At 61.9% G+C, this 20830-nt stretch carries 20 protein-coding genes and 1 riboswitch; of the genes, 9 read left to right on the top strand and 11 right to left on the bottom strand.

The features are described 5' to 3' along the window. Positions 1-11: 11 nt before the first annotated feature. Positions 12-449: an Lrp/AsnC family transcriptional regulator gene (locus FHT69_RS22345; protein WP_179867828.1), complete on the bottom strand. Its 438-nt coding sequence runs from the start codon at positions 447-449 to the stop codon at positions 12-14. A 123-nt stretch (positions 450-572) separates the two neighbouring features. Between FHT69_RS22345 and rocF the strand changes: the two genes are divergently transcribed. The 4 genes from rocF (at position 573) to FHT69_RS22325 (ending at position 5516) form a co-directional block, all read left to right on the top strand. Beyond that, entirely contained in the window at positions 573-1508 is a 936-nt protein-coding gene (gene rocF, locus FHT69_RS22340; protein WP_028756020.1) for an arginase, read from the top strand. Positions 1509-1582: 74 nt separating this feature from the next. After that, positions 1583-2782, top strand: a complete 1200-nt coding sequence (gene rocD / locus FHT69_RS22335; RefSeq protein ID WP_028756472.1) for an ornithine--oxo-acid transaminase — start codon at positions 1583-1585, stop codon at positions 2780-2782. Between the two features lie 197 nt (positions 2783-2979). After that, on the top strand, positions 2980-3456 hold the full coding sequence (locus FHT69_RS22330) for a chemotaxis protein CheW (protein ID WP_011427049.1): 477 nt from the start codon (positions 2980-2982) through the stop codon (positions 3454-3456). A 290-nt stretch (positions 3457-3746) separates the two neighbouring features. Beyond that, positions 3747-5516 carry a methyl-accepting chemotaxis protein gene (locus FHT69_RS22325; RefSeq protein WP_047615524.1) on the top strand — a complete coding sequence of 590 codons (1770 nt, stop codon included), beginning with the start codon at positions 3747-3749 and terminating at the stop codon, positions 5514-5516. A gap of 116 nt (positions 5517-5632) precedes the next feature. Here FHT69_RS22325 and FHT69_RS22320 read toward each other — a convergent pair whose 3' ends face one another. From FHT69_RS22320 to soxR, 10 genes are all read right to left on the bottom strand, one after another. Continuing rightward, on the bottom strand, positions 5633-7288 hold the full coding sequence (locus FHT69_RS22320) for an OFA family MFS transporter (protein ID WP_028756023.1): 1656 nt from the start codon (positions 7286-7288) through the stop codon (positions 5633-5635). A gap of 214 nt (positions 7289-7502) precedes the next feature. Further along, positions 7503-7739: a formate dehydrogenase subunit delta gene (locus FHT69_RS22315; RefSeq protein ID WP_028756024.1), complete on the bottom strand. Its 237-nt coding sequence runs from the start codon at positions 7737-7739 to the stop codon at positions 7503-7505. Continuing rightward, positions 7729-8553: a formate dehydrogenase accessory sulfurtransferase FdhD gene (fdhD, locus tag FHT69_RS22310; protein WP_183905967.1), complete on the bottom strand. Its 825-nt coding sequence runs from the start codon at positions 8551-8553 to the stop codon at positions 7729-7731. Before fdhD ends, FHT69_RS22315 begins: the two co-directional genes overlap by 11 nt. A gap of 37 nt (positions 8554-8590) precedes the next feature. Further along, positions 8591-11470, bottom strand: a complete 2880-nt coding sequence (gene fdhF, locus FHT69_RS22305; protein WP_183905966.1) for a formate dehydrogenase subunit alpha — start codon at positions 11468-11470, stop codon at positions 8591-8593. A gap of 57 nt (positions 11471-11527) precedes the next feature. Then, positions 11528-13084 (bottom strand): formate dehydrogenase beta subunit, encoded by a 1557-nt coding sequence (locus FHT69_RS22300; RefSeq protein ID WP_047615528.1) that lies wholly within the window; start codon positions 13082-13084, stop codon positions 11528-11530. After that, positions 13081-13560: a formate dehydrogenase subunit gamma gene (locus tag FHT69_RS22295; RefSeq protein WP_047615529.1), complete on the bottom strand. Its 480-nt coding sequence runs from the start codon at positions 13558-13560 to the stop codon at positions 13081-13083. The genes FHT69_RS22300 and FHT69_RS22295 overlap by 4 nt, the downstream gene beginning before the upstream one ends. Positions 13561-13694: 134 nt before the next feature. Further along, complete coding sequence (locus FHT69_RS22290; protein WP_028756029.1) at positions 13695-14588, bottom strand: LysR family transcriptional regulator; 894 nt, start codon at positions 14586-14588, stop codon at positions 13695-13697. Between the two features lie 70 nt (positions 14589-14658). Beyond that, a complete protein-coding gene (locus FHT69_RS22285; RefSeq protein WP_028756030.1) occupies positions 14659-15000 on the bottom strand; it encodes an ArsR/SmtB family transcription factor in 342 nt (113 codons plus the stop codon). 102 nt (positions 15001-15102) lie between these two features. Further along, entirely contained in the window at positions 15103-15927 is an 825-nt protein-coding gene (locus FHT69_RS22280) for an SDR family NAD(P)-dependent oxidoreductase (protein ID WP_174824499.1), read from the bottom strand. A 79-nt stretch (positions 15928-16006) separates the two neighbouring features. After that, complete coding sequence (gene soxR / locus FHT69_RS22275) at positions 16007-16471, bottom strand: redox-sensitive transcriptional activator SoxR (protein ID WP_047615532.1); 465 nt, start codon at positions 16469-16471, stop codon at positions 16007-16009. 83 nt (positions 16472-16554) lie between these two features. On the opposite strand from soxR, the gene FHT69_RS22270 reads away from it, so the two are divergent. The 5 genes from FHT69_RS22270 to FHT69_RS22250 all read left to right on the top strand — a co-directional run bounded on the left by FHT69_RS22270 (position 16555) and on the right by FHT69_RS22250 (position 20738). After that, the gene (locus FHT69_RS22270; RefSeq protein ID WP_183905965.1) at positions 16555-17130 is read left to right on the top strand and encodes an NADPH-dependent FMN reductase; all 576 of its coding nucleotides are present in this window, start codon (positions 16555-16557) and stop codon (positions 17128-17130) included. A gap of 188 nt (positions 17131-17318) precedes the next feature. Further along, positions 17319-17432, top strand: a riboswitch (TPP riboswitch). Then, positions 17423-18031, top strand: coding sequence for a YkoF family thiamine/hydroxymethylpyrimidine-binding protein (locus FHT69_RS22265; protein ID WP_183905964.1), 609 nt, complete (start codon positions 17423-17425; stop codon positions 18029-18031). It overlaps the preceding riboswitch by 10 nt. 12 nt (positions 18032-18043) lie before the next feature. After that, entirely contained in the window at positions 18044-18850 is an 807-nt protein-coding gene (locus tag FHT69_RS22260; RefSeq protein WP_047615999.1) for an ABC transporter permease, read from the top strand. After that, the gene (locus FHT69_RS22255) at positions 18847-19647 is read left to right on the top strand and encodes an ABC transporter ATP-binding protein (protein ID WP_028755835.1); all 801 of its coding nucleotides are present in this window, start codon (positions 18847-18849) and stop codon (positions 19645-19647) included. Before FHT69_RS22260 ends, FHT69_RS22255 begins: the two co-directional genes overlap by 4 nt. 80 nt (positions 19648-19727) lie before the next feature. After that, on the top strand, positions 19728-20738 hold the full coding sequence (locus FHT69_RS22250; RefSeq protein ID WP_047615541.1) for an ABC transporter substrate-binding protein: 1011 nt from the start codon (positions 19728-19730) through the stop codon (positions 20736-20738). Positions 20739-20830: the final 92 nt, after the last annotated feature.

Here is a 20830-nt window from a genome sequence, read left to right as displayed (position 1 = left end):
TCTAAGCCGGCTTAGAAACCGGTCTTGCTCGTCTTGAGAAGAATGTTGGTCTCGGTCGAATTGATGCCGTTGATCAGTCGGATGCGGCGCAGCGTCTGGTCGAAGGAGGGAAGATCCCGATCCTCGAGTTCGGCGACGAAATCCCATTTGCCGTTGGTGCTGTGAAGTGCGCGCACCTGTGGCAGGCCCCGCAGCTGATCGGCCACCCTGTCGGCGAGCTTACCGAGCACCTCGATCATGACGATGGCGCGCACGCCGGCGGACCGCGTCTCGTGACCGGTGCGGATGGTGAAGCCGACGATGGTGCCGCTGGCGACCAGCCGGTCGATCCGGGCAGCGACCGTTGCCCGCGATGCACCCGTCATCGCTGCAAGCGAGGAGACGGAAATCCGGGCATTGTGGCGAAGGGCACTGAGAAGTTCGGTGTCGAGATCATCCACGCTGATCACTTTGTCAAAATAGGTTTATCATTCTGCGCAATCATAATCCATTTCTGACAATTTTCCATCTTTTTGCCGTCAGCCCTTTATCTCACTATCGGTCGAAACAGGCCTGAACACGGAGCCCCAGATATGAATGCCCAATCGCGATCCGTCACCCTCATCGGCGCGCCGCTGGAAGAAGGCTCCGGCCGCAGAGGCGCTGCCATGGGGCCTGCCGCCTTGCGCATTGCCGGCGTCGATCAGACGCTGATCGAGCTTGGCCATGACGTCGCCGATATCGGCGATCTCAGGATCGTGCCGGCGATGGATCTGCCGAACCATCCGAAAGCCCACAATCTGAGGATCGTCGGCGCCTTCACCCGCGCGCTCGAAAGCAGCGTCCATGACGTCGCCGCCGCCGGCCGTTTCCCGCTCATTCTCGGCGGCGACCACAGCCTTTCCATGGGCAGCGTCTCCGGCATGGCCCGTTATGCCGCCAGCAAGGGCCGCCCGCTCTTCGTCCTCTGGCTCGATGCCCATGCCGACTTCAATTCTCCGGCCACCTCGCCCTCCGGCAATATTCACGGCATGCCTGTCGCCTTCTTCTGCGGCGAGGCCGAATTCGCCGAGATCCTGCCGAAGGACCGTCCGTTCGTCGATCCGAAGAATGTCTTCCAGGTCGGCATTCGTTCGGTCGATGCGCGTGAGCGCGAAGAAATCCACGAACATGGCGTCAACGTCTTCGACATGCGCGCGATCGACGAGCAGGGCATCGGCGCCATCATGCGTGAGATCCTGGACGTCGTGACCAAGGCGAACGGCCTGCTGCATGTCAGCCTCGACCTCGATTTCCTCGATCCCGAGATTGCCCCTGGCGTCGGCACGACGGTCCCGGGCGGCGCGACCTTTCGCGAGGCGCATCTGGTGATGGAAATGCTTTCGGATAGCGGCCTCGTCTCGTCGCTCGATCTCGTCGAACTCAATCCGTTTCTCGACGATCGCGGCAAGAGCGCCCGCATCCTGGTGGAGCTGACGGCAAGCCTCTTCGGCCGCCGCATCTTCGATCGTCCGACACGCGCGGCATAGAGCATGTCGCGCAAAACTGTGCAGCAGTTTTGCGATCACGACATGCGGAAACCAAAGACTAAGGGAGAACGGCCATGACCACTTCGGAAAAACTGATCGCCACCGAACAGCGGCTCGGCGCCAACAATTACAAGCCGCTCGACGTGGTATTGACGCGTGGCGAAGGCGTTTATGTCTGGGATACCGACGGCAACCGTTATCTCGATTGCCTCTCGGCCTATTCCGCCGTCAACCAGGGCCATTGTCATCCGAAGATCCTTGCCGCCATGGTCGAGCAGGCGGGCAGACTGACGCTCACCTCCCGCGCCTTCCGCAACGACCAGCTCGCCTATCTCTACGAAGAACTCGCCGCTCTCACCGGCTCACACAAGATCCTGCCGATGAATTCCGGCGCCGAAGCCGTGGAGACCGCCATCAAGGCGGTGCGCAAATGGGGATACGAGGTCAAGGGCGTGCCGGAGGGCAAGGCGGAGATCATCGTCTGCGCCGATAATTTCCACGGCCGGACGCTGAGCATCATCAGCTTCTCCACAGATCCCGATGCCCGCACCGGCTTCGGCCCCTACACGCCGGGCTTCCGCATCATTCCCTTCGGCGATGCCGAGGCTTTTGCCGCGGCAATCAATGCCAATACGGTAGCCGCCCTGATCGAGCCGATCCAGGGGGAAGCCGGCGTCATCATCCCGCCGGCGGGTTATTTCACCCGCATTCGTGAACTCTGCACTGATAACAACGTCACCCTCATTCTCGACGAGATCCAGACCGGCCTCGGCCGCACCGGCAAGCTGCTGGCTGAGGAACACGAAGGCATCGAGGCCGACGTGACGCTGATCGGCAAGGCGCTCTCCGGCGGCTTCTACCCCGTGTCAGCAGTGCTTTCGAATTCCGAAGTCCTCGGCGTGCTGAAGCCCGGCCAGCACGGCTCGACCTTCGGCGGCAATCCGCTCGCCTGCGCGGTGGCACGCACCGCACTGAAGGTGCTGACGGAAGAGGGCATGATCGAGAACGCTGCGGTCATGGGCGATTATTTCCTCGATGGCCTCAGGTCGATCCGCTCGAACATCGTCAGGGACGTGCGCGGCCGCGGTCTGATGATGGCCATCGAACTGGAACCCGAAGCCGGCGGCGCGAGGCAATATTGCCATGCGCTGAAGGAGCGCGGCCTGCTCGCCAAGGATACCCACGACCATACGATTCGTCTCGCTCCGCCATTGGTCATAACAAGGGAGCAGGTGGATTGGGCAGTCTCGCAGATCGAAAAGACCATAGGCTGAGGTAAATCGGGGCTGAAAACCTTCGCAACCCCCCTCCCGATTTAGATTTGGGCAACACTCTTTCGCTAATGTCGTCGTAACCGTAACGATGCTTCGCCGAGCGCAAAGCCATCGCGTGGTGTGAAGGCAAGGCTCGTCAGCGCCAATGGTGGCGCACCCGCTTCTGCTTTGGCTTACGACAGTTGGGAAGAATTCTAATGGCCACGATCAATTCCACTAGCTTCAGCGGCGATACGCTCGAGATCATTGCCTTCCGCCTGCATGATCAGGAATTCTGCGTCAAGACCACGACCATCCGCGAAATCCGCGGCTGGGCGCCGTCGACGCCGATCCCGCACGCCCCGGCCGATGTCATCGGCGTCATGAACCTGCGCGGCTCGGTGATCCCGATCATCGATCTTGCCTACAAGCTCGGCATGAAGAGCACCGTCGCCAACGAGCGCAGCGCCATTGTCGTCGCCGAAGTTCACAGCATGGTCATCGGCATGCTCGTCGACCGCGTCTCGGACATTCTCACCATCTCGTCCAGCCAGGTCCAGCCGGTGCCTGAGGTGACCGCCTCCTTCGACCGCGCCTATTGCGAAGGCATCATCGCTTCAGAAAATGGCATGATCTGCTTCCTGAACCTCTCCAAGATGTTCAAGGAAAACGAGACCGATGATCTGGCGGCCTGATCGGCCTAGGCATTCGTATCTAGACAATTCGCATTTGAAAAACCGCCCATCCGGGCGGTTTTTTATTATGTACCGCAAGGCTTTTCCGCACGGCTCAATATTAGTTATTTCTTTTATACGAGATATTAACCACGTCCTATCATCATACGACACACAAGGATGATACGTTTTCCGCAAATCTCGGAGGAGTGACAGACGATACGGCTGTCATTCCATCACCGGCATTCTTCGTCCGACACGCTTCGTCTGATTAGCCGAAGCAGCAGAACGCGCATTTCAGAGGGGCAAGGATGTTTGGTCTATCTTCCGACTCGAAATATATTCTCAATGCCATTTCCAAATCGCAGGCGATCATCGAATTCGATCTCAATGGAAATATCCTCACGGCGAACGAGAATTTCTGCAATGCGCTTGGTTATCGCCTGAGCGAGATCGTCGGCAAGCATCACAGCATGTTCTGCGAGCCGGCCTATACGGCAACTCCTGACTATCGCGCCTTCTGGGCGCGGCTCGGGCGCGGCGAATATGATGCCGGCGCCTACAAGCGTCTTGCCAAGGGCAACCGCGAGATATGGATCCAGGCTTCCTACAATCCTGTTTTCAAGGGCGGAAAGCCATTCAAGGTGGTGAAATTTGCAGCCGACATCACGGCCGCCAAGAAGCAGGCGGTCGAGGATTCCGGCAAGCTGCAGGCGATCTCGCGTTCGCAGGCGGTGATCGAATTCAGCCCGATGGGCGAGATCCTGACCGCGAACGAGAATTTCTGCAACGCCATGGGCTATTCCCTGGCCGAGATCAGCGGCAAGCATCACAGCATATTCTGCGATCCGGCCTATGTCGGCACAGAGGATTACAAAAGCTTCTGGCGGCGTCTGGCCAATGGCGAATTCATCGCCAACGAATTCGTCCGTTTCGGGAAGGGCGGTCGCGAAATCTGGATCCAGGCAGCTTATAACCCGATCGTCGATGCCGACGGCAAGGTCTACAAGGTGGTGAAGTTCGCCACCGACGTCACCCAACGCATGAGCGCGATTTCTTCGCTCGGCGGCGCGCTGCGTCACCTATCCGAAGGTGATCTGACAAGGACGGTCGACACGCCCTTCGTCCCCTCGATGGAGCAATTGCGCCACGATTTCAACACGACGATCAAAGTCCTTGCCGAGACGATGAAGACAATCGGCGAGAATGCCGGTGCGATCGCCATCGGCTCACGCGAGATCGGCGCATCGGCCGATTCCTTCTCCAAACGGACGGAACAGCAAGCCGCATCGATCGAAGAAACCGCCGCCGCGCTGGAGGAAATCACCACCACGGTCAACGATTCCAGCCGCCGCGCCGATGAGGCCGGCCGCCTCGTCGCCATGACCAAACAGGGCGCCGAGCAATCCGGCACCGTGGTCCGCAATGCCGTTGCCGCCATGGGCCAGATCGAACAGTCCTCGCACGAGATCACCAACATCATCGGCGTCATCGACGATATAGCCTTCCAGACCAACCTCCTGGCATTGAATGCCGGCGTCGAGGCGGCCCGCGCCGGCGAAGCCGGCAAGGGCTTCGCCGTGGTGGCCCAGGAAGTCCGGGAGCTCGCTCAGCGCTCCGCCAAAGCCGCCAAGGAGATCAAGGCGCTGATCAACACGTCGGGCGAGCATGTCAGGAACGGCGTCGGCCTCGTCGGCCAGACAGGCAAGGCGCTGGAGGAGATCGTCGCACAGGTCGGCGATATCGACGGCAACGTCGTCGCCATCGTCGAGGCCTCCAGGGAGCAGGCAACCGGCCTCAAGGAAATCAACCACGCGGTCAATACGCTCGATCAGGCAACGCAGCAGAATGCCGCCATGGTCGAAGAGAGCACCGCCGCCAGCCATAGCCTTGCCAAGGAAGCCGAAACGCTGCGCGTCCTGCTGACACGATTCCGTCTGCCGGGCCAGACCCAGGCCGCCGGCCGGCCGGAGGTGAGACATGAGGCGAGGCAAGCGGGTTCACCGGCGCTGCACCTTATTTCACGCGTCGCAAAGGCGCACGGCGCCGCTGCGACCGCCCAGAGCTGGGAAGAATTCTGATCCCAGCCGCCGCAGCCATCCTATCGTGCCGCCACCAGGCGGCACTCTGATCAGACTGAGGCGGTAGACGAAGATGAAGCGCGTCGCATGAAGCCCGTGCGACGCGCTGTGACGGCTCATCCGAACAGCGCGAACGTCGCCCTCAGCGTCACCCAGACACCCCAGAGCAGCGGAATACCGACGACGGCCCAGGCAAGCATCGCCTTGGCGTCCAACCCGCCTGTGCCGATGCCAAAGGAACCGGTCGGGCCGGCATTGACCGCCGCAGACTTCGCCTGCAGCGCAGCAACCTCGTCGTCCGACATGAACCATTTGTCCGAAAGCGGCCTGATCAGCGAATTGGCGATGAGGCCGAGCGCCAGCATGCCGGCGAGGATATACATGGTGCCGGTATAGAGGGTTGGACCGGGTGCCACGCCGGCGGCGATCTGCGCTTCGCGGATATAGTTGACGACGACGGGACCGACGATGCCGGCCGTTGCCCAGGCCGTCAGCAGCCGGCCGTGGATGGCGCCGACGAACTGCGTACCGAAAATATCGGCGAGATAGGCAGGGATCGTCGCGAAGCCGCCGCCATACATCGACAGGATGATGCCGAAGGCGAGAACGAACAGCGCCTTGTTGCCCATGCCCGCAAAGGTCGGCGCCAGTGCATAGAGCACAATGCCGAGGATGAAGAAGCAATAATAGGTATTCTTGCGGCCGATCTTGTCGGACAGCGACGCCCAGAAGAACCGTCCGCCGATATTGAAGAGCGACAGCAGGCCAGCAAAACCGGCGGCGATCGTGGCGATCGATGCCTTCTGGCCGGCGTCCAGCTGGGCGAAACCGACATCCGGCAGGCCGATCAGCGAGCCGGCGAAGATTTCCTGCAGCATCGGCGAAGCCATGCCGAGAACACCGATACCGGCCGAAACGTTGAGGCAGAGCACGGCCCAGATCAGCCAGAACTGTTTGGTCTTGTGGGCATCGCGCAGGTGCACATGTTTGGTGGTGATCATCGTGCTCTTGGCCGCAGGCGGCGTCCAGCCGTCAGGACGCCACCCGGCCGGCGGGATGCGATAGCCGAAGGCGCCGCCCATCATGAAGACGAAATAAATCGCCGCCATGACGATGAAGGTTTGCCAGACACCGACCGAACTGTCGGTCTTGAAGGCATTCATCAGCAGGTTGGCAAGCGGCGCGCCGATCATCGCGCCACCGCCGAAGCCCATGATCGCCATGCCGGTCGCCATGCCGCGCCGGTCGGGAAACCATTTGATCAGCGTCGAGACCGGCGAGATGTAGCCGAGACCGAGACCGATGCCGCCGATGACGCCGGCGCCAAGCCACATCATCCAGAGCTGATGGGTGATGACGCCGATAGCGGCAAGAATGATGCCGCCGCACCAGCAGCAGGCGGAAACGACGCCCGCCTTGCGCGGGCCGGCGCGCTCGAGCCAGCCGCCCCAGATGGCGGCGGACGAGCCAAGGAGGACGAAGAATAGCGTATAGATCCAGCCGAGGTCGGCAACACGCCAGTCGCAGGTGGTGGTGAACAGCGCCGAGGCGAGTGTCAGATCCGGGCAGGCCGTCGAGGCGGTGATCCCGAGCGACTTGGAAAGCGGCAGCCAGAACACGCTGAAACCATAGGCCATGCCGATGCAGAGGTGGATGGCGAGTGCTGCCGGCGGCACCAGCCACCGATTGAACCCAGGCCGTGCAACGATCCTTTCACGATCGAGCAGGCCCGAGCCCGCCACCCCGTCTGTACGTGTTTCGGCTGCAGTCATGAACAACTCCTCCTTGATTCAGACCTGGCTTGATTCAGACTTGTTATCACCGGCACATGCGCAGGCAGGTTGCTCCTGCCTTCCCTCCCGCATGGACCGATCCTGGCTAATCGGACCGAGAGCAATTCCAGGAAAAGTGGGAAACGGTTTTCCGTCCGAAATTGCGTAAAAACAAAAGGTTTGAAATAAAGACCTAAAGCGCGAGGAACGCGCTTTAGTGTGTCGCAGGCTCCGGCTTTCGGATCAGAGGCGCGGCCTGCAGCACCAGCGCATCCAGGCCGTTCTCCTCATTCTCCAGAATTTCGAACAATTGCCGCCGCATGCGCGGATCCCAGAATTTATTGATATGGGTGGCGACCCCCTGCGCGGCTTCGCTTTCCGGCTGGCTCTTGAAGAAGGTAGCGATTTGATTTGCCATATAGACGAGCTTGGTCTTGGTATCATGCGACATCGGCAATGCTTCCAGGCGAGATACGGTGCGGGTGGGTGAAAATCTCGAAATCCTCGCCGCGCACCAGCGCGACGAGCGTCATGCCGGCCGCTTCGGCCGTGCGGATGGCCAGAGCCGTCGGCGCCGAAATGGCGATGAGCACCGGGCTGCCGAGGATCGCCGCCTTCTGCACCATTTCGACAGAAAGCCGGCTGGTGACGACGACCGCGCCGTCCCCGCCTTTTTCGCCGGCGCGGATGACGGCGCCGCAGAGCTTGTCCAGTGCATTGTGCCGGCCGACATCTTCGCGCACGGCAATCAGTCCCCCGCCTTGACGATAAAAGCCGGCGCCATGCACCGCCCGCGTCTCACGATGCAGCGGCTGTGCCTCGTTCAGAAGCGAAACGGCGCAGACGATATCCGCATGCGACAGCGCCAGCAGTGATGGCGAGACATCAGGCACCGGCCGCACTGCCTGTTCGATCGATTCGATGCCGCAGAGCCCGCAACCGACCGGCCCCGCCATGCTGCGGCGGCGTGCCCGCAGCAGATCGGCGACGTCATCGACAAGGCTTACCTGCACATCGATGCCCTGCTCACCCTCGACGACTTCGATGGCCGATATCTCCGCCGGCCCGGCAATGATCCCCTCGGTCAGGCTGAACCCGACGGCGAAATCCTCGAGATCCGCCGGCGTTGCCATCATCACCGCATGCGAACTGCCGCCATAGGAAAAGGCGATCGGCACTTCTTCCGGGACGATGCGCGAACCGGTCTGCACGATGCCGTTGCGGCGGGTGGTTTCGAGAGCACGGGCAGTGACGGTGAAGGTCATGACGCGCGTTCCTCCTGACAGGGCCACCCCCGCATCGTCACTCCGCTGCCTCGAGATTGCCGGCGATGCGGCGCGATTGCCGCGCCTGCTCGTCATATTCGAGCTGCCATTCACTTGGCCCGTTGGAAGGCGAGACCTGCACCGCCGTCACCTTGTATTCCGGGCAGTTGGTCGCCCAGTCGGAGAAATCGGTGGTGATGACGTTCACCTGCGTATTGGGATGATGGAAGGTCGTATAGACCACACCGGGCGCGACGCGATCGGTGATCAACGCCCGGAGCGTCGTGTCGCCGGAGCGGCTGCCGAGCTTCACCCAGTCGCCGTCGCGAACGCCGCGCTGCTCGGCATCGTGCGGATGGATTTCCAGCCGGTCTTCCGCATGCCAGACGACATTCTCGGTCCGCCGCGTCTGCGCCCCGACATTGTACTGGCTGAGGATGCGGCCGGTCGTCAGGAGCAGCGGGAAGCGCGGGCCGGTGCGCTCGTCGGTCGCCACATATTCGGTGCGGATGAACTTGCCCTTGCCGCGCACGAAGCCGTTGACATGCATGATCGGCGAGCCGAGCGGGTTCTTTTCGTTGCAGGGCCACTGCACCGAGCCCATTTTATCGAGATAGTCGTAGGAGACCATCGCGAAACTCGGCGTCGTCGCGGCGATCTCGTCCATGATTTCCGATGGATGGGTGTAATTCCACTCGAGCCCCATCGCCTGGGCAAGCTTCTGAGTCACTTCCCAGTCGCCATAGCCGTTGCGCGGCGACATGACCTTGCGCACGCGGTTGATACGCCGCTCCGCATTGGTGAAGGTGCCGTCCTTTTCGAGGAAGGTCGAGCCCGGCAGGAAGACATGGGCGTAATTGGCGGTCTCGTTGAGGAACAGATCCTGGACGACGACGCATTCCATCGCCGCAAGCCCGGCGGCGACGTGTTTGGTATCGGGATCGGACTGAAGAATGTCCTCGCCCTGGATATAGATGCCCTTGAAGGAACCGTCGACTGCCGCATCCAGCATGTTCGGAATGCGCAGGCCCGGCTCGTTGTTGAGCTTCACGCCCCAGAGTTTTTCGAAGATATCGCGCGTCGCATCGTCGGAAATGTGCCGGTAGCCCGGCAATTCGTGGGGGAAGGAGCCCATGTCGCAGGAGCCCTGCACGTTGTTCTGGCCGCGCAACGGGTTCACGCCGACACCAGGGCGGCCGATATTGCCGGTCGCCATCGCCAGGTTGGCGATCGCAATAACCGTGGTCGAACCCTGGCTGTGTTCGGTGACGCCGAGGCCATAATAGATCGCGCCGTTGCCGCCCTTGGCATAGAGCCTTGCCGCACCACGCAGATCCGCCGCCGGCACTCCGGTGAAGATCTCGGTCTCTTCGGGACTGTGGTGCGGTTCGGCAACGAAGGCAGCCCAGTCCTCGAACTCCGACCAGTCGCAGCGCTGGCGGATGAAGCTCTCGTCGTAGAGTCCTTCGGTGACGATCACATGAGCCAGCGCCGTCATGACCGCGACATTGGTGCCGGGCTTCAGCGGCAGGTGATAGGAGGCCTCGACATGCGGCGAGCGGACGATATCGGTGCGGCGCGGATCGATGACAATGAGTTTGGCGCCCTGGCGCAGCCGCTTCTTCAACCGTGAGCCGAACACAGGATGCCCGTCCGTGGGATTGGCGCCGATGACGACGACGACATCCGAATGCTCGACACTGTCGAAATTCTGCGTGCCTGCCGACGTGCCGAATGTCTGGCCGAGACCATAGCCGGTCGGCGAATGGCAGACGCGGGCGCAGGTATCGACATTGTTGTTGCCGAAACCGGCGCGGATCAGCTTCTGCACCAGATAGGTTTCCTCATTGGTGCAGCGTGAGGAGGTGATGCCGCCGATCGCCTCGCGGCCGTATTGATACTGGATGCGGCGGAACTCCAGCGCCACATGCGCGAAGGCCTCGTCCCAACTCACCTCCCGCCAGGGATCGCTGACCTTTTCGCGGATCATCGGGTTGAGGATGCGGTCCTTATGGGTGGAATAGCCGTAAGCGAAACGTCCCTTGACGCAGGAATGGCCGCGATTGGCCTGGCCGTCTTTCCACGGCACCATGCGCACCAGTTCCTCGCCGCGCATCTCCGCCTTGAAGGAACAGCCGACGCCGCAATAGGCGCAGGTGGTGACCGCCGAATGTTCCGGCTGGCCGATCTCTATCACCGACTTCTCCGTCAGCGTCGCCGTCGGGCAGGCCTGGACGCAGGCGCCGCAGGAGACGCATTCGGATTCGATGAAATGCTCGTGCATGCCGGGGGAAACGCGCGAACCGAAACCGCGTCCTTCGATCGTCAGCGCGAAGGTGCCCTGCACTTCCTCGCAGGCGCGCACACAGCGCGAACAGACGATGCATTTGGAGGGGTCATAGGTGAAATAGGGATTGGACTCGTCCTTCGGCATCCATTTCAGATTGATGCCGCCGTTGTTGCGCGCCTTGACGTGATTATCGCCCTCGTAGCCGTAGCGCACGTCGCGCAGGCCGACGGCGCCCGCCATGTCCTGCAATTCGCAATCGCCGTTGGCCGCGCAGGTGAGACAGTCGAGCGGATGGTCGGAAATATAGAGTTCCATCACGCCGCGGCGAATATCCTTCAGCCGCCCTGTCTGCGTGTGCACCACCATGTTTGCCGCCACCGGCGTCGTGCATGAGGAGGGCGTGCCGTTGCGGCCCTCGATCTCGACGAGGCAGAGCCGGCAGGAGCCGAAAGCATCGACCATATCGGTGGCGCAGAGCTTCGGCACCTTGATGCCGGCCTCCATCGATGCGCGCATGATGGAGGTGCCCTCCGGCACGCTGATCCGCTGTCCATCAATGGTGAGCGTCACCATGGTCTCGGATGTCGAAGCCGGAGTGCCGTAGTCGATTTCATGGATGAGAGACATGGTCGGTCTCCTTGCTTGAGATGGTGAGGTCAGCGCAGGCGTTCCATGAACAATTCGTCATTCCGCCGCCTCCACCAGAGGTGCCGGCGAAAAATCCTCCGGGAAATGCGTCATGGCGCTCATCACCGGATAAGGCGTGAAACCGCCCAGCGCGCAGAGCGAGCCGAACTTCATCGTGTTGCAGAGATCGGCAAGCAGCACCCGGTTCTTCTCCGGCTCGATGCCCTGAGCGATCTTGTCGGCCGTCTCCACGCCGCGTGTCGAGCCGATGCGGCAGGGCGTGCACTTACCGCAGCTTTCGACGGCGCAGAATTCCATGGCGAAACGCGCCTGCTTCAGCATGTCGGCCGTGTCGTCGAAGACGACGATGCCGGCATGGCCGATGAGCCCGTCCCTGGCGGCGAAGGCTTCGTAATCGAAAGGCGTCTCGAACAGCGCCCGCGGGAAATAGGCACCGAGCGGCCCGCCGACCTGCACGGCCTTGACCGGCCGTCCCGTCGCCGTCCCGCCGCCGATCCTGTCGACGATATCTCCGAGCGAAAGGCCGAAGGCCGTCTCAAAGAGACCACCATATCTGACATTGCCGGCAACCTGCAGCGGGATGGTGCCGCGTGAACGGCCCATGCCGAAATCGCGGTAGAAGGCGGCACCCTTTTCCAGGATGACCGGCACCGAAGCCAGCGAGATCACGTTGTTGATGACGGTCGGACAGTTAAACAGCCCCTTATGCGCCGGCAGCGGCGGCTTGGCACGCACGATGCCGCGCTTGCCTTCGAGACTGTTCAGCAGGGCCGTCTCCTCGCCGCAGACATAGGCGCCGGCGCCGGTGCGCACCTCGATATCGAAGGCGCGGCCGGAGCCGAGCACCGATGATCCGAGAATGCCGGCCTGCCGGGCGATGCCGACGGCTTCGGTCATTACCGCGATCGCGTGCGGATATTCCGAACGCGTATAGACGAAGCCCTTGGTCGCGCCGGTGGCGAGCCCTGATATCGCCATGCCCTCGATCAGCACGAAGGGATCGCCCTCCATGATCATCCGGTCGGCAAAGGTGCCGCTGTCGCCCTCATCGGCATTGCAGACGATATATTTGCGGTCGCCGGCGGCCTCGAGAACGGTCTTCCACTTGATGCCGGTGGGAAAACCGGCACCGCCGCGTCCACGCAGGCCGGAATCGGTGACTTCCTTGACGATATCGGCTGATGTCATCGAAACGGCGCGGCGAAGGCCGGCAAGGCCGCCATGTGCCTCGTAATCCGCAAGCGAAAGCGGATCGGTAATGCCGCAGCGGGCAAAGGTCAGGCGGGTTTGTTCCTTGAGGAACGGGAGGTCTTCAACCTCCCCGAGACAGAGCCGATGCTCGCCGCCGTTCATCATCCCGGCATCGAACAGAACAGCCACATCCCCGGCCTTTACCGGGCCGTAGCCGATGCGCTTGCCGTCAAGCTCGACCTCAACTAGCGGCTCCAGCCAGAACATTCCGCGCGAGCCGTTGCGCACGATCTCGGCATCGAGGCCGCGGGCGGCGATCTCCTGGGCAATCGCCTTTGCCACCTTTTCGGCCCCGAGCGCCAGCGCTGCGGCATCGCGCGGAACATATATCCTGACCGTCATCGGCGTGCCTCCGCAACGAGTTCCGCCGCCATCTGATCATCGATCCGGCCATAGACGTCGCCGTCGAGCATCGCCGCCGGCGCGCAGGCGCAGAGCCCGAGACAGTAGACCGGCTCCAGCGTCACGCCGCCATCGAGCGTCGTCTGATGAAAATCGATACCGAGCAGCGTCTTGACGCGATCAGCCAGGCCATCGCCGCCCATCGACTGACAGGCTTCGGCACGACAGAGCTTCAGCACATGCCGGCCGGCGGGATGGTCGCGATAATCGTGATAGAAGGTCACCACGCCATGCACCTCGGCGCGGGAGAGGTTCAGTTCCTCCGCGATGACGGGCATGGCCTCCTGCGGCACATAGCCGAATTCTTGCTGGACCTCGTGCAGAATGGGAAGCAGCGGCCCTTCGAGAAAGCGAAGATCGGCGACGATGGCACGTGTGCGCGCTGCAATATCGCCTTCGGCGATATGAATGGTCATAAGGCAGCCCTCCCGGCGGCTCGCTCGTTGCGGAATGGCGGGCTCCCCCGGCCGAGTGCCATTCCGCAAGCAGCATCTCAGGGAAGCAGCCGGCGATCAATAAAGCTATCACGTTGCACGATAGTTTTTTTCTATCAGAGTTCCTCGTCTTGTACGAGCACTCTCGCCTCGTGCAGCAGAGCCGAGACAAGCGGCGTGAAAGGCTCGCGATAAGGGGCAACGAGGCCGACCAGATGATGCGCCTCCGGCTCGACGATCGGGATCATGCGGATTTCCACTGGAAATCCAAAGGATTTGGCGACGTTGCGTGGCATGATGCTGGCCCAGCGTCCGGTCCTGACATGCGAGAACAGCACGATCATCGAGTTGGATTCGAGCGTCGGATGCACGGTGGCGCCGGCTTCCGTCAAGTGTCGGTTGATGATGCGGCGGTTTTGCATATCAGCAGTCAATAGACAAAGCCGAAGATCGCCGACCTCTCGCCAGGTCACGTTGTCGCGATCCGACAGTGGGCTGCCGGCTGCCGTGATCAGATGATAACGCTCGGCATAAAGGGGAACGGTCGTGACGCGGCCGAGCGGCTCGTTTTCGAGATAGGTGATGCCGGCATCGATTTCGAGATTCTCGAGCATGCTCAGCACCTGCAGCGAATTGCGCGAGACGATCGAGAAGGTCACGCCGGGATGCCGTTCCTGGAAGGGCGTGGTGATGCGCGAAAGCATGGCGAGCGCGGTCGGAATGGCGGCAAGACGAATATGGCCGGAAAGGCCGCGGCGTGCGGCGCGCATCTCCTCGCGCATGGTGCGGGCGTCGCCCACGATGCGCCGGGCCCATTCGAGCACGCGCTGCCCCTCCGGCGTCAGCCCCTGGAACCTTGAACCGCGCTGTACCAGCATGACGCCGAGTTGATCCTCGAGCTGCCGGATGGCCGCCGAAAGCGTTGGCTGCGAGATGCCGCACTCCTCCGCGGCGCGGCCGAAATGCTTTTCATTAGCAAGCGCGATGAAAAATTCCAGCTTGTCGATCATCCGGCCTCCCGCGCCATTTCGCGTCCGGACCTATCTTCGACATAGCAGCCGTGCTCCGCAAGGGCGGTCGCTAACAGTTTTCTGCAATCGGAAAAAGCTCGAACAGCGATTCGAGGAAGGCGAGCACGCTGACATTGCCGATGCTGTAATAGACCAGCCTGCCCTGACGGCGCGTATTGACCAGGCCTTCGAGCCTCAAGCGCGCCAGCTGCTGCGAGACCATTGCCTGCTGTATGCCCAGAATATGTTCGATTTCACTGACCGTCCGCTCCTCATTCGCCAATATGCAGAGGATGAGAAGTCGGGTCTGGTGCGCCAGCGCTTTCAGCAGGTCGCTCGCTTCATGGGCTTTTGCAGCGAGTGTGTGCAATTCCTGGCCGGTCATCCCCGGCTTGGGTTTGGGCAACGGCATGCGGTATCTCGGAAGGGAGGCGATGAGGTAGATCAGTACAATTGCATATTCGCACAAGCGAATTGGCCAAAATGACGAAATGCCAAAAAAGGTCCAAGCAAATCAGCAGATAAGCTGACCGCCATTGATCTCGATCACCTGGCCGGTAATGTAGCCCGAGAGGGAGGGAGCCGCCAGGAACAGATAGGCGGGAGCGCAATCCTCCGCCGTGCCGAGCCTTTGCAGGGGGATGGATTTTCTTGTCTGCTCCAGCTTTTCGCGGGAGGAATAGCGCTCATGGAAATCCGTCTCGATCGTTCCCGGTGACACGCAATTGACCCGGATTCCATCCGGTGCGAGCTCACGGGCAAGCGCCTTGGAATAGGTCGCAACGAAGGCTTTCGAGGCCGAATAGATCGAGGAACCGGGGCTGCCGCCGGTCAGCGCCGAAATCGAAACCGTGTTGACGACAGCGGCGCCTTCAGCCGCCTTTAATGCCGGCAACAGTGCGCGTGTCAGCGCCACCACCGATGTCTGGTTGAGCCGCACGATCGCCTCATATTCTGCGTCGGTGAGCGTGGCCGCGGGAAACCGGCCAAGCATGGTGCCGGCATTGTTCACCAGCACATGCACCCTGTCGAAGAAGGCGAGAACGTCTTCGGCAAATTGCGCCGCCCCACCGGCCGCCGAGAAATCGGCGTGCAGCAGCAGCGCCCGTCTTTCGGATTCAGCCGTCAGCAGGAAATCCGGCAGCTCGCGTCCCGGCTTGCGCCCGGTATGGACGATCACTTTTGCGCCGCAGTCCAGGAACTGCCGGGCCACTTCGAGGCCGATGCCGCGGCCGGCGCCGGTCACGACGACATTGCGATTTTCGAACAGTCTGGGATGAAACACGAAGCCGTCCTCCTCGCGGACAGTGCCGCCGGTTGCGTCACTCGCCCTTAACATATGAGCGCGCCGACCGAAAGAAAGGCAGGTACCGATCTTTCCCGGGAGACGCAGCCAAGTCTCCCTCTGGGGAAGGGCTCTAGCTTTCGGTCTCCAGAAGCCGCGCACCCGACCCCTCTTTGCCGAGCCGATCGCAGGGATTGCGCAACGGACAGCTTTCGATCGACAGGCAGCCGCAGCCGATGCAGCCGGTCAGACGGTCGCGCAGCAGGCTCAGCCGCCTGATTCGCGCGTCGAGATCATCCTTCCAGCGCGCCGACAGCACCTGCCAGTCGCCGACGGTGGGCGTGCGTCCCTGCGGCAGCGACTCGAACGCCGCCTGGATTTCCGAAAGCGGAATGCCGACACGCTGCGCCACCTTGATGATGCCAAGCCGGCGCAGCACGTCACGGCCGTATCGCCGCTGGTTGCCGCGGGACCGGATGCTCGAGATCAGCCCCTTGGTCTCGTAGAAATGCAGCGCCGAGACGGCAAGGCCGCTGCGCTCCGCCACTTGGCCAACCGTCAGAAGTCTGCCGAGCGGCGCTGCAGGAATCGTATCCATCGGCTCTTGACCTCAATATTAGTTGAGGTTTTATAACCCGTGCTTCGATAAGCGTAAAGTCCAATCGCGACAAGGAGCAACGCATGAAAACACCCACCAGGCTGGCGGTCATCTATGGCAGCACGAGAGAGGGCCGCATCTGCGACCGGGTGGTCAAATGGCTGACGCAGGAGCTCGTCCGCTTCCCGCAATTTGATATCGACATCATCGACCCGCTCGATTTCGCGCTGCCGGTAAGCCGTGACATGGCACACCCCGAAATCGACAGGCTCGCCGGGCGGCTCGGCATGGCCGACGCCTTCATCATCGTCACCCCGGAATACAATCACAGCTTCACGGCCTCGCTGAAGTCGATCATCGATTTCTTCTTCGAGCCCTGGCAGGGCAAACCTGTCGCCTTCGTTTCCTATGGCGGCATATCAGGCGGCCTGCGCGCCGTCGAACAGCTGCGCCTCGTCTTTGCCGAACTCCACGCGGTCACGATCCGCGATTCGGTGAGCTTTACAGCACCTTGGAACCGCTTCGACACCGAGGGACGGCTCGACAATCCCACCGACGCGATGCGTCTGCTCGATCGGATGATGGCGAGGCTGGAATGGTGGACACGGGCGCTCGTCACTGCCCGCAGCGATCGCCCCTATGCCGACATCGCCGCCTGAGGCAGCAAGCTCCGGTTCCGTTCCCGGCAGGTACGGAACCTCGAGGGACACCCGGGCAGGACCTCCGTCCGGGTGTTCTCGACAGTAAGACATATCAGTCGATACCGGGCATGGCAGGCTCATCCCGACCGCATGGACGGGTTCGCAACTTTGCAGTTGCGGGGAGAAAACCCCGGTGATAGTTTCCGCGCCATTAACGGGGGAGCTCCGTATTGCCGGGGCTGAGATGTGAGGTGCAAGCCTCTGGACCCTTCAAAGCTGATCTGGGTAATGCCAGCGGAGCGAGGTTCAGATGTTCTCGGGCGCACAAGTGTCACTCTATCCGATGTCCGGCGATTTCGTCGGCATCATTCTCGATGCCGTCAAGGCGCTCGATCCCTATCGCGACCAGCTGCGCATCGAGACCGATGACATCTCTACGCTGCTGGTCGGCCCGCCTGACATTCTTTTCGCCGCCATGCACGATCTTTTCGTCACCGCCGCAAAGACCGGCGAACATTGCGTGCTGTCCGCCGCCGTCTCACGCGGCTGCCCCGGTGAGCCCGACGAGGCCATCTGCGGCGTCAACCCCTCCTCCGGCCAGGCAGAGCCGCTTGCTGACCGTATAGCGGCCGCCCTTGCCGCCGTTGAAATCGCCGCCGAGACCGGACAGCCGACCGCTGCCCAATTCTCGCTCTACGTCATGGGAACCGGCACCCATATGGACGAGATCTATGGCTGCATCGACTTTCTCAAACGCTCCGGCACTTTCGACCGCGCCAAGAATTTCTGCACCAGGCTTTCTGGCGATGCCGGCGCCGTCTTCGCAACCATTCGTGAGGCCTTCTATCGCTTCGGCGACCCCGAGGGGCATGTGACCCTCGATATCACGGTGTCAGCCAATAGCCCGACGAAAGCCTGAAATCGAACGCCGATGACACCGCTACCACCACTGGGTTCGCGCCTTGCCGCGCTCCGCGCCGCTCTCTACCGGGGCATACCTGCCCTGCTCGCCGGCTGCGCCTTTTTGGCGGCATGGGAACTCTATGTCGATCTTTCCGGGATCAAGCCCTCCATCCTGCCGGCGCCGTCGCGCATCGTCATCCAGGGCTGGCTGAACCGCGAGGCGCTGATATCAAACACCTGGCCGACGCTCGGCGCGACGCTTGGAGGTTTCGCGCTGTCGCTTGCTTTCGCCTTCGCAGCCTCCATCCTCATGGATTTCGTGCCCTTCATGCGCCGGGCATTGCTGCCGATCTTCATCGCCAGCCAGACCCTGCCGCTGGTGGCGATCGCGCCCCTCGTCGTCCTCTGGTTCGGCTTCGGCCTGCTGCCGAAAGTGTTGCTGGTGGCGCTCGTCACCTTCTTTCCGCTGCTCGTCGCCCTGCTGCAGGGCTATGAATCGACCGACCGCGACATCGCCGAATTGCTGAATTCGATGAAGGCGAGTCGCTGGCGGATTTTCTGCCTGGCCCGGCTTCCCTCCTCGCTGCCCTATTTCTTCGCCGGCCTCAGAATCTCGATCACCTATGCCGTCGTTGGCGCGATTTTTGCCGAATATGCCGGCGCCGCCCGCGGCCTCGGCATCTATATCCTCAACGCCAAGAACAATTTCCGTCCCGATCTCGTGCTCGCCGCCGTCGTCGTCAGCGCCGTGCTCACGCTCGGCCTCTTCGGGCTGACGCTGTTGATCCAGCGCCTCGTCATGCCCTGGCAGCCAACCGGGGAGCGGCGCCGATGAGCGATACAATGGTTGAACTCGGTAGTATCTCGAAGTCCTTCGACGGCATGAAGGTGCTGGGCGACATTTCGCTCACCGTCGCAGACGGCGAGTTCGTTTCGATCGTCGGACCGTCCGGCTCCGGAAAATCGACGGTGCTGCGGCTGCTGACACAGGCGCTTCGACCCGATTCCGGCACCATGCTTTTCAACGGCGTGCCGCTGGAACAGGCACCGCATTCCTTCGCCTTCATGCCGCAGCGCGATGCGCTGATGCCCTGGCGCCGGATCATCGACAATGCGGCACTCGGCCTCGAGGTGAAAGGCATGAGCCGCCGCGCGGCCCGCGCCGCCGTCGCGCCTTTGTTCGAGAGCTTCGGCCTTTCCGGCTTCGAACACCACTATCCTTCCGAACTATCCGGCGGCATGCGCCAGCGCGCCGCACTGCTGCGCACCGTCGTCCAGACGCAGGACATGCTGCTGCTCGACGAGCCCTTCGGCGCGCTCGACGCGCTGACGCGCACGCAGATCCAGGAATGGCTGCAGGGCATGTGGACCGAGCACCGCTGGACGGCGCTGCTGATCACCCATGACGTTCGCGAGGCCGTGTTCCTCTCCGACCGGATCTACGTGCTTTCGGCCCGTCCGGCGCGTATCATCCGCGAATTCCGCGTTCCCCTGCCCCGTCCGAGAAGCATCGCCGACCTCGGCTCGCCGGCGGCCCAGGCGATCGAAACCGAAATCCTGCAAACCCTGCTTCATCCGCAAGAACAGGATGATTTTAGGCCGGTCGGCCCAAAATCTGAATCGCTGTTCTAATTTATAGAGTTAGAGCATGATGTCGTCCGAAACCGCCGACACTTTTCGGCATCATGCTCTAGAGACCTGAGGAGGTCACCATGCTGCTTCTCACCCGCCGCCAGACGATTTTCGCCGCCATCGCGGCAAGCCTTGCCGGCCGCACCGCCTTCGCCCAATCGGCGCCCGCAAAGGTTCGCATCGCGCTCGACTGGACGCCCAACACCAACCATATCGGCATCTATGTCGCCAAGGCGAAGGGCTTCTACGCCGATGCCGGACTCGATGTCGAGATCCTTCCCTTCACCGATACCAGCGCCGGAACACTGGTGTCGAACGGCGTTGCCGATTTCGGCATCAGCAGTGAGATCGAGACCCTCACGCAGCGCGCCGGCGGCGGTGACGTGAAGATGGTCTACGGCGTCGTCCAGACAGAAACCGCACGCCTGATCTTCAAGGGCGGACGCGACGACATCAAGAGCCCGAAAGACCTCGACGGCAAGACCTATGGCGGCTTTGGCGGCACCTGGGAGAGCGCGCTGATCTCCGCAATGATCCGCAATGACGGCGGCAAGGGCGACGTCAAGACCGTCACCCTCGGCACCTCCGCTTACGAGGCGCTGGACAATGGCTCGATCGATTTCACGCTGGAGATCTACACCTGGGAAGGCATAGCCGCCGAACTGGAGAACCGGAAGATCGGCCGCTTCCACTATTCCGATTATGGCATTCCCGACGAGCAGACGACGGTCATCGTCTCCAGCGACGCCTATCTCTCGGCAAACCGGGAACACGCCCGCGCCTTCATCCAGGCCACGCGCCAGGGTTATGCCTATTCCGTCGACCATCCCGACGAAGCCTGCGATCTGCTGATCTCTGGAAGCAATGGCGCACTGATGAATACGGAACTGGTAAAGGCGTCTCAGAAGGCATTGATCGAGGGGCACTTCCTGAAATCCGAGGCCGGCGTGATCGGTAAGCTCGATCCGGCAAAGGCCGAAGCCCTCGGCGGCTTCCTGCTCGAGAATGGGATTCTGGTCGACGCCAATGGCGCCGCACTCAAGGAGAAGCCGGACTTTTCCACCTATTATACCAACGAACTTCTCGACTGAGCCCAACGCCTGCCTTGCCCGTCGCGGCTTTCCGCTGCAAAGTCCGAGACCCGGAGCATGATGTCGTGCGAAAACCGCTCACACTTTTCGGC

The organism is Rhizobium sp. BK008, from assembly GCF_014197345.1.
GTDB classification, from domain to species: Bacteria; Pseudomonadota; Alphaproteobacteria; order Rhizobiales; family Rhizobiaceae; genus Rhizobium; species Rhizobium anhuiense.
The sequence above is the reverse complement of the archived record's forward strand: the minus strand, read 5'-3'. Positions and strand labels throughout refer to the sequence as shown.

Coding starts and splice junctions, on each gene's coding strand:
- rocF (WP_028756020.1), top strand. CDS start 573: ATGAATGCCCAATCGCGATCCGTCACCCTCATCGGCGCGCCGCTGGAA.
- rocD (WP_028756472.1), top strand. CDS start 1,583: ATGACCACTTCGGAAAAACTGATCGCCACCGAACAGCGGCTCGGCGCC.
- FHT69_RS22330 (WP_011427049.1), top strand. CDS start 2,980: ATGGCCACGATCAATTCCACTAGCTTCAGCGGCGATACGCTCGAGATC.
- FHT69_RS22325 (WP_047615524.1), top strand. CDS start 3,747: ATGTTTGGTCTATCTTCCGACTCGAAATATATTCTCAATGCCATTTCC.
- FHT69_RS22320 (WP_028756023.1), bottom strand. CDS start 7,288: ATGACTGCAGCCGAAACACGTACAGACGGGGTGGCGGGCTCGGGCCTG.
- FHT69_RS22315 (WP_028756024.1), bottom strand. CDS start 7,739: ATGTCGCATGATACCAAGACCAAGCTCGTCTATATGGCAAATCAAATC.
- fdhD (WP_183905967.1), bottom strand. CDS start 8,553: ATGACCTTCACCGTCACTGCCCGTGCTCTCGAAACCACCCGCCGCAAC.
- fdhF (WP_183905966.1), bottom strand. CDS start 11,470: ATGTCTCTCATCCATGAAATCGACTACGGCACTCCGGCTTCGACATCC.
- FHT69_RS22300 (WP_047615528.1), bottom strand. CDS start 13,084: ATGACGGTCAGGATATATGTTCCGCGCGATGCCGCAGCGCTGGCGCTC.
- FHT69_RS22295 (WP_047615529.1), bottom strand. CDS start 13,560: ATGACCATTCATATCGCCGAAGGCGATATTGCAGCGCGCACACGTGCC.
- FHT69_RS22290 (WP_028756029.1), bottom strand. CDS start 14,588: ATGATCGACAAGCTGGAATTTTTCATCGCGCTTGCTAATGAAAAGCAT.
- FHT69_RS22285 (WP_028756030.1), bottom strand. CDS start 15,000: ATGCCGTTGCCCAAACCCAAGCCGGGGATGACCGGCCAGGAATTGCAC.
- FHT69_RS22280 (WP_174824499.1), bottom strand. CDS start 15,927: ATGTTAAGGGCGAGTGACGCAACCGGCGGCACTGTCCGCGAGGAGGAC.
- soxR (WP_047615532.1), bottom strand. CDS start 16,471: ATGGATACGATTCCTGCAGCGCCGCTCGGCAGACTTCTGACGGTTGGC.
- FHT69_RS22270 (WP_183905965.1), top strand. CDS start 16,555: ATGAAAACACCCACCAGGCTGGCGGTCATCTATGGCAGCACGAGAGAG.
- FHT69_RS22265 (WP_183905964.1), top strand. CDS start 17,423: ATGTTCTCGGGCGCACAAGTGTCACTCTATCCGATGTCCGGCGATTTC.
- FHT69_RS22260 (WP_047615999.1), top strand. CDS start 18,044: ATGACACCGCTACCACCACTGGGTTCGCGCCTTGCCGCGCTCCGCGCC.
- FHT69_RS22255 (WP_028755835.1), top strand. CDS start 18,847: ATGAGCGATACAATGGTTGAACTCGGTAGTATCTCGAAGTCCTTCGAC.
- FHT69_RS22250 (WP_047615541.1), top strand. CDS start 19,728: ATGCTGCTTCTCACCCGCCGCCAGACGATTTTCGCCGCCATCGCGGCA.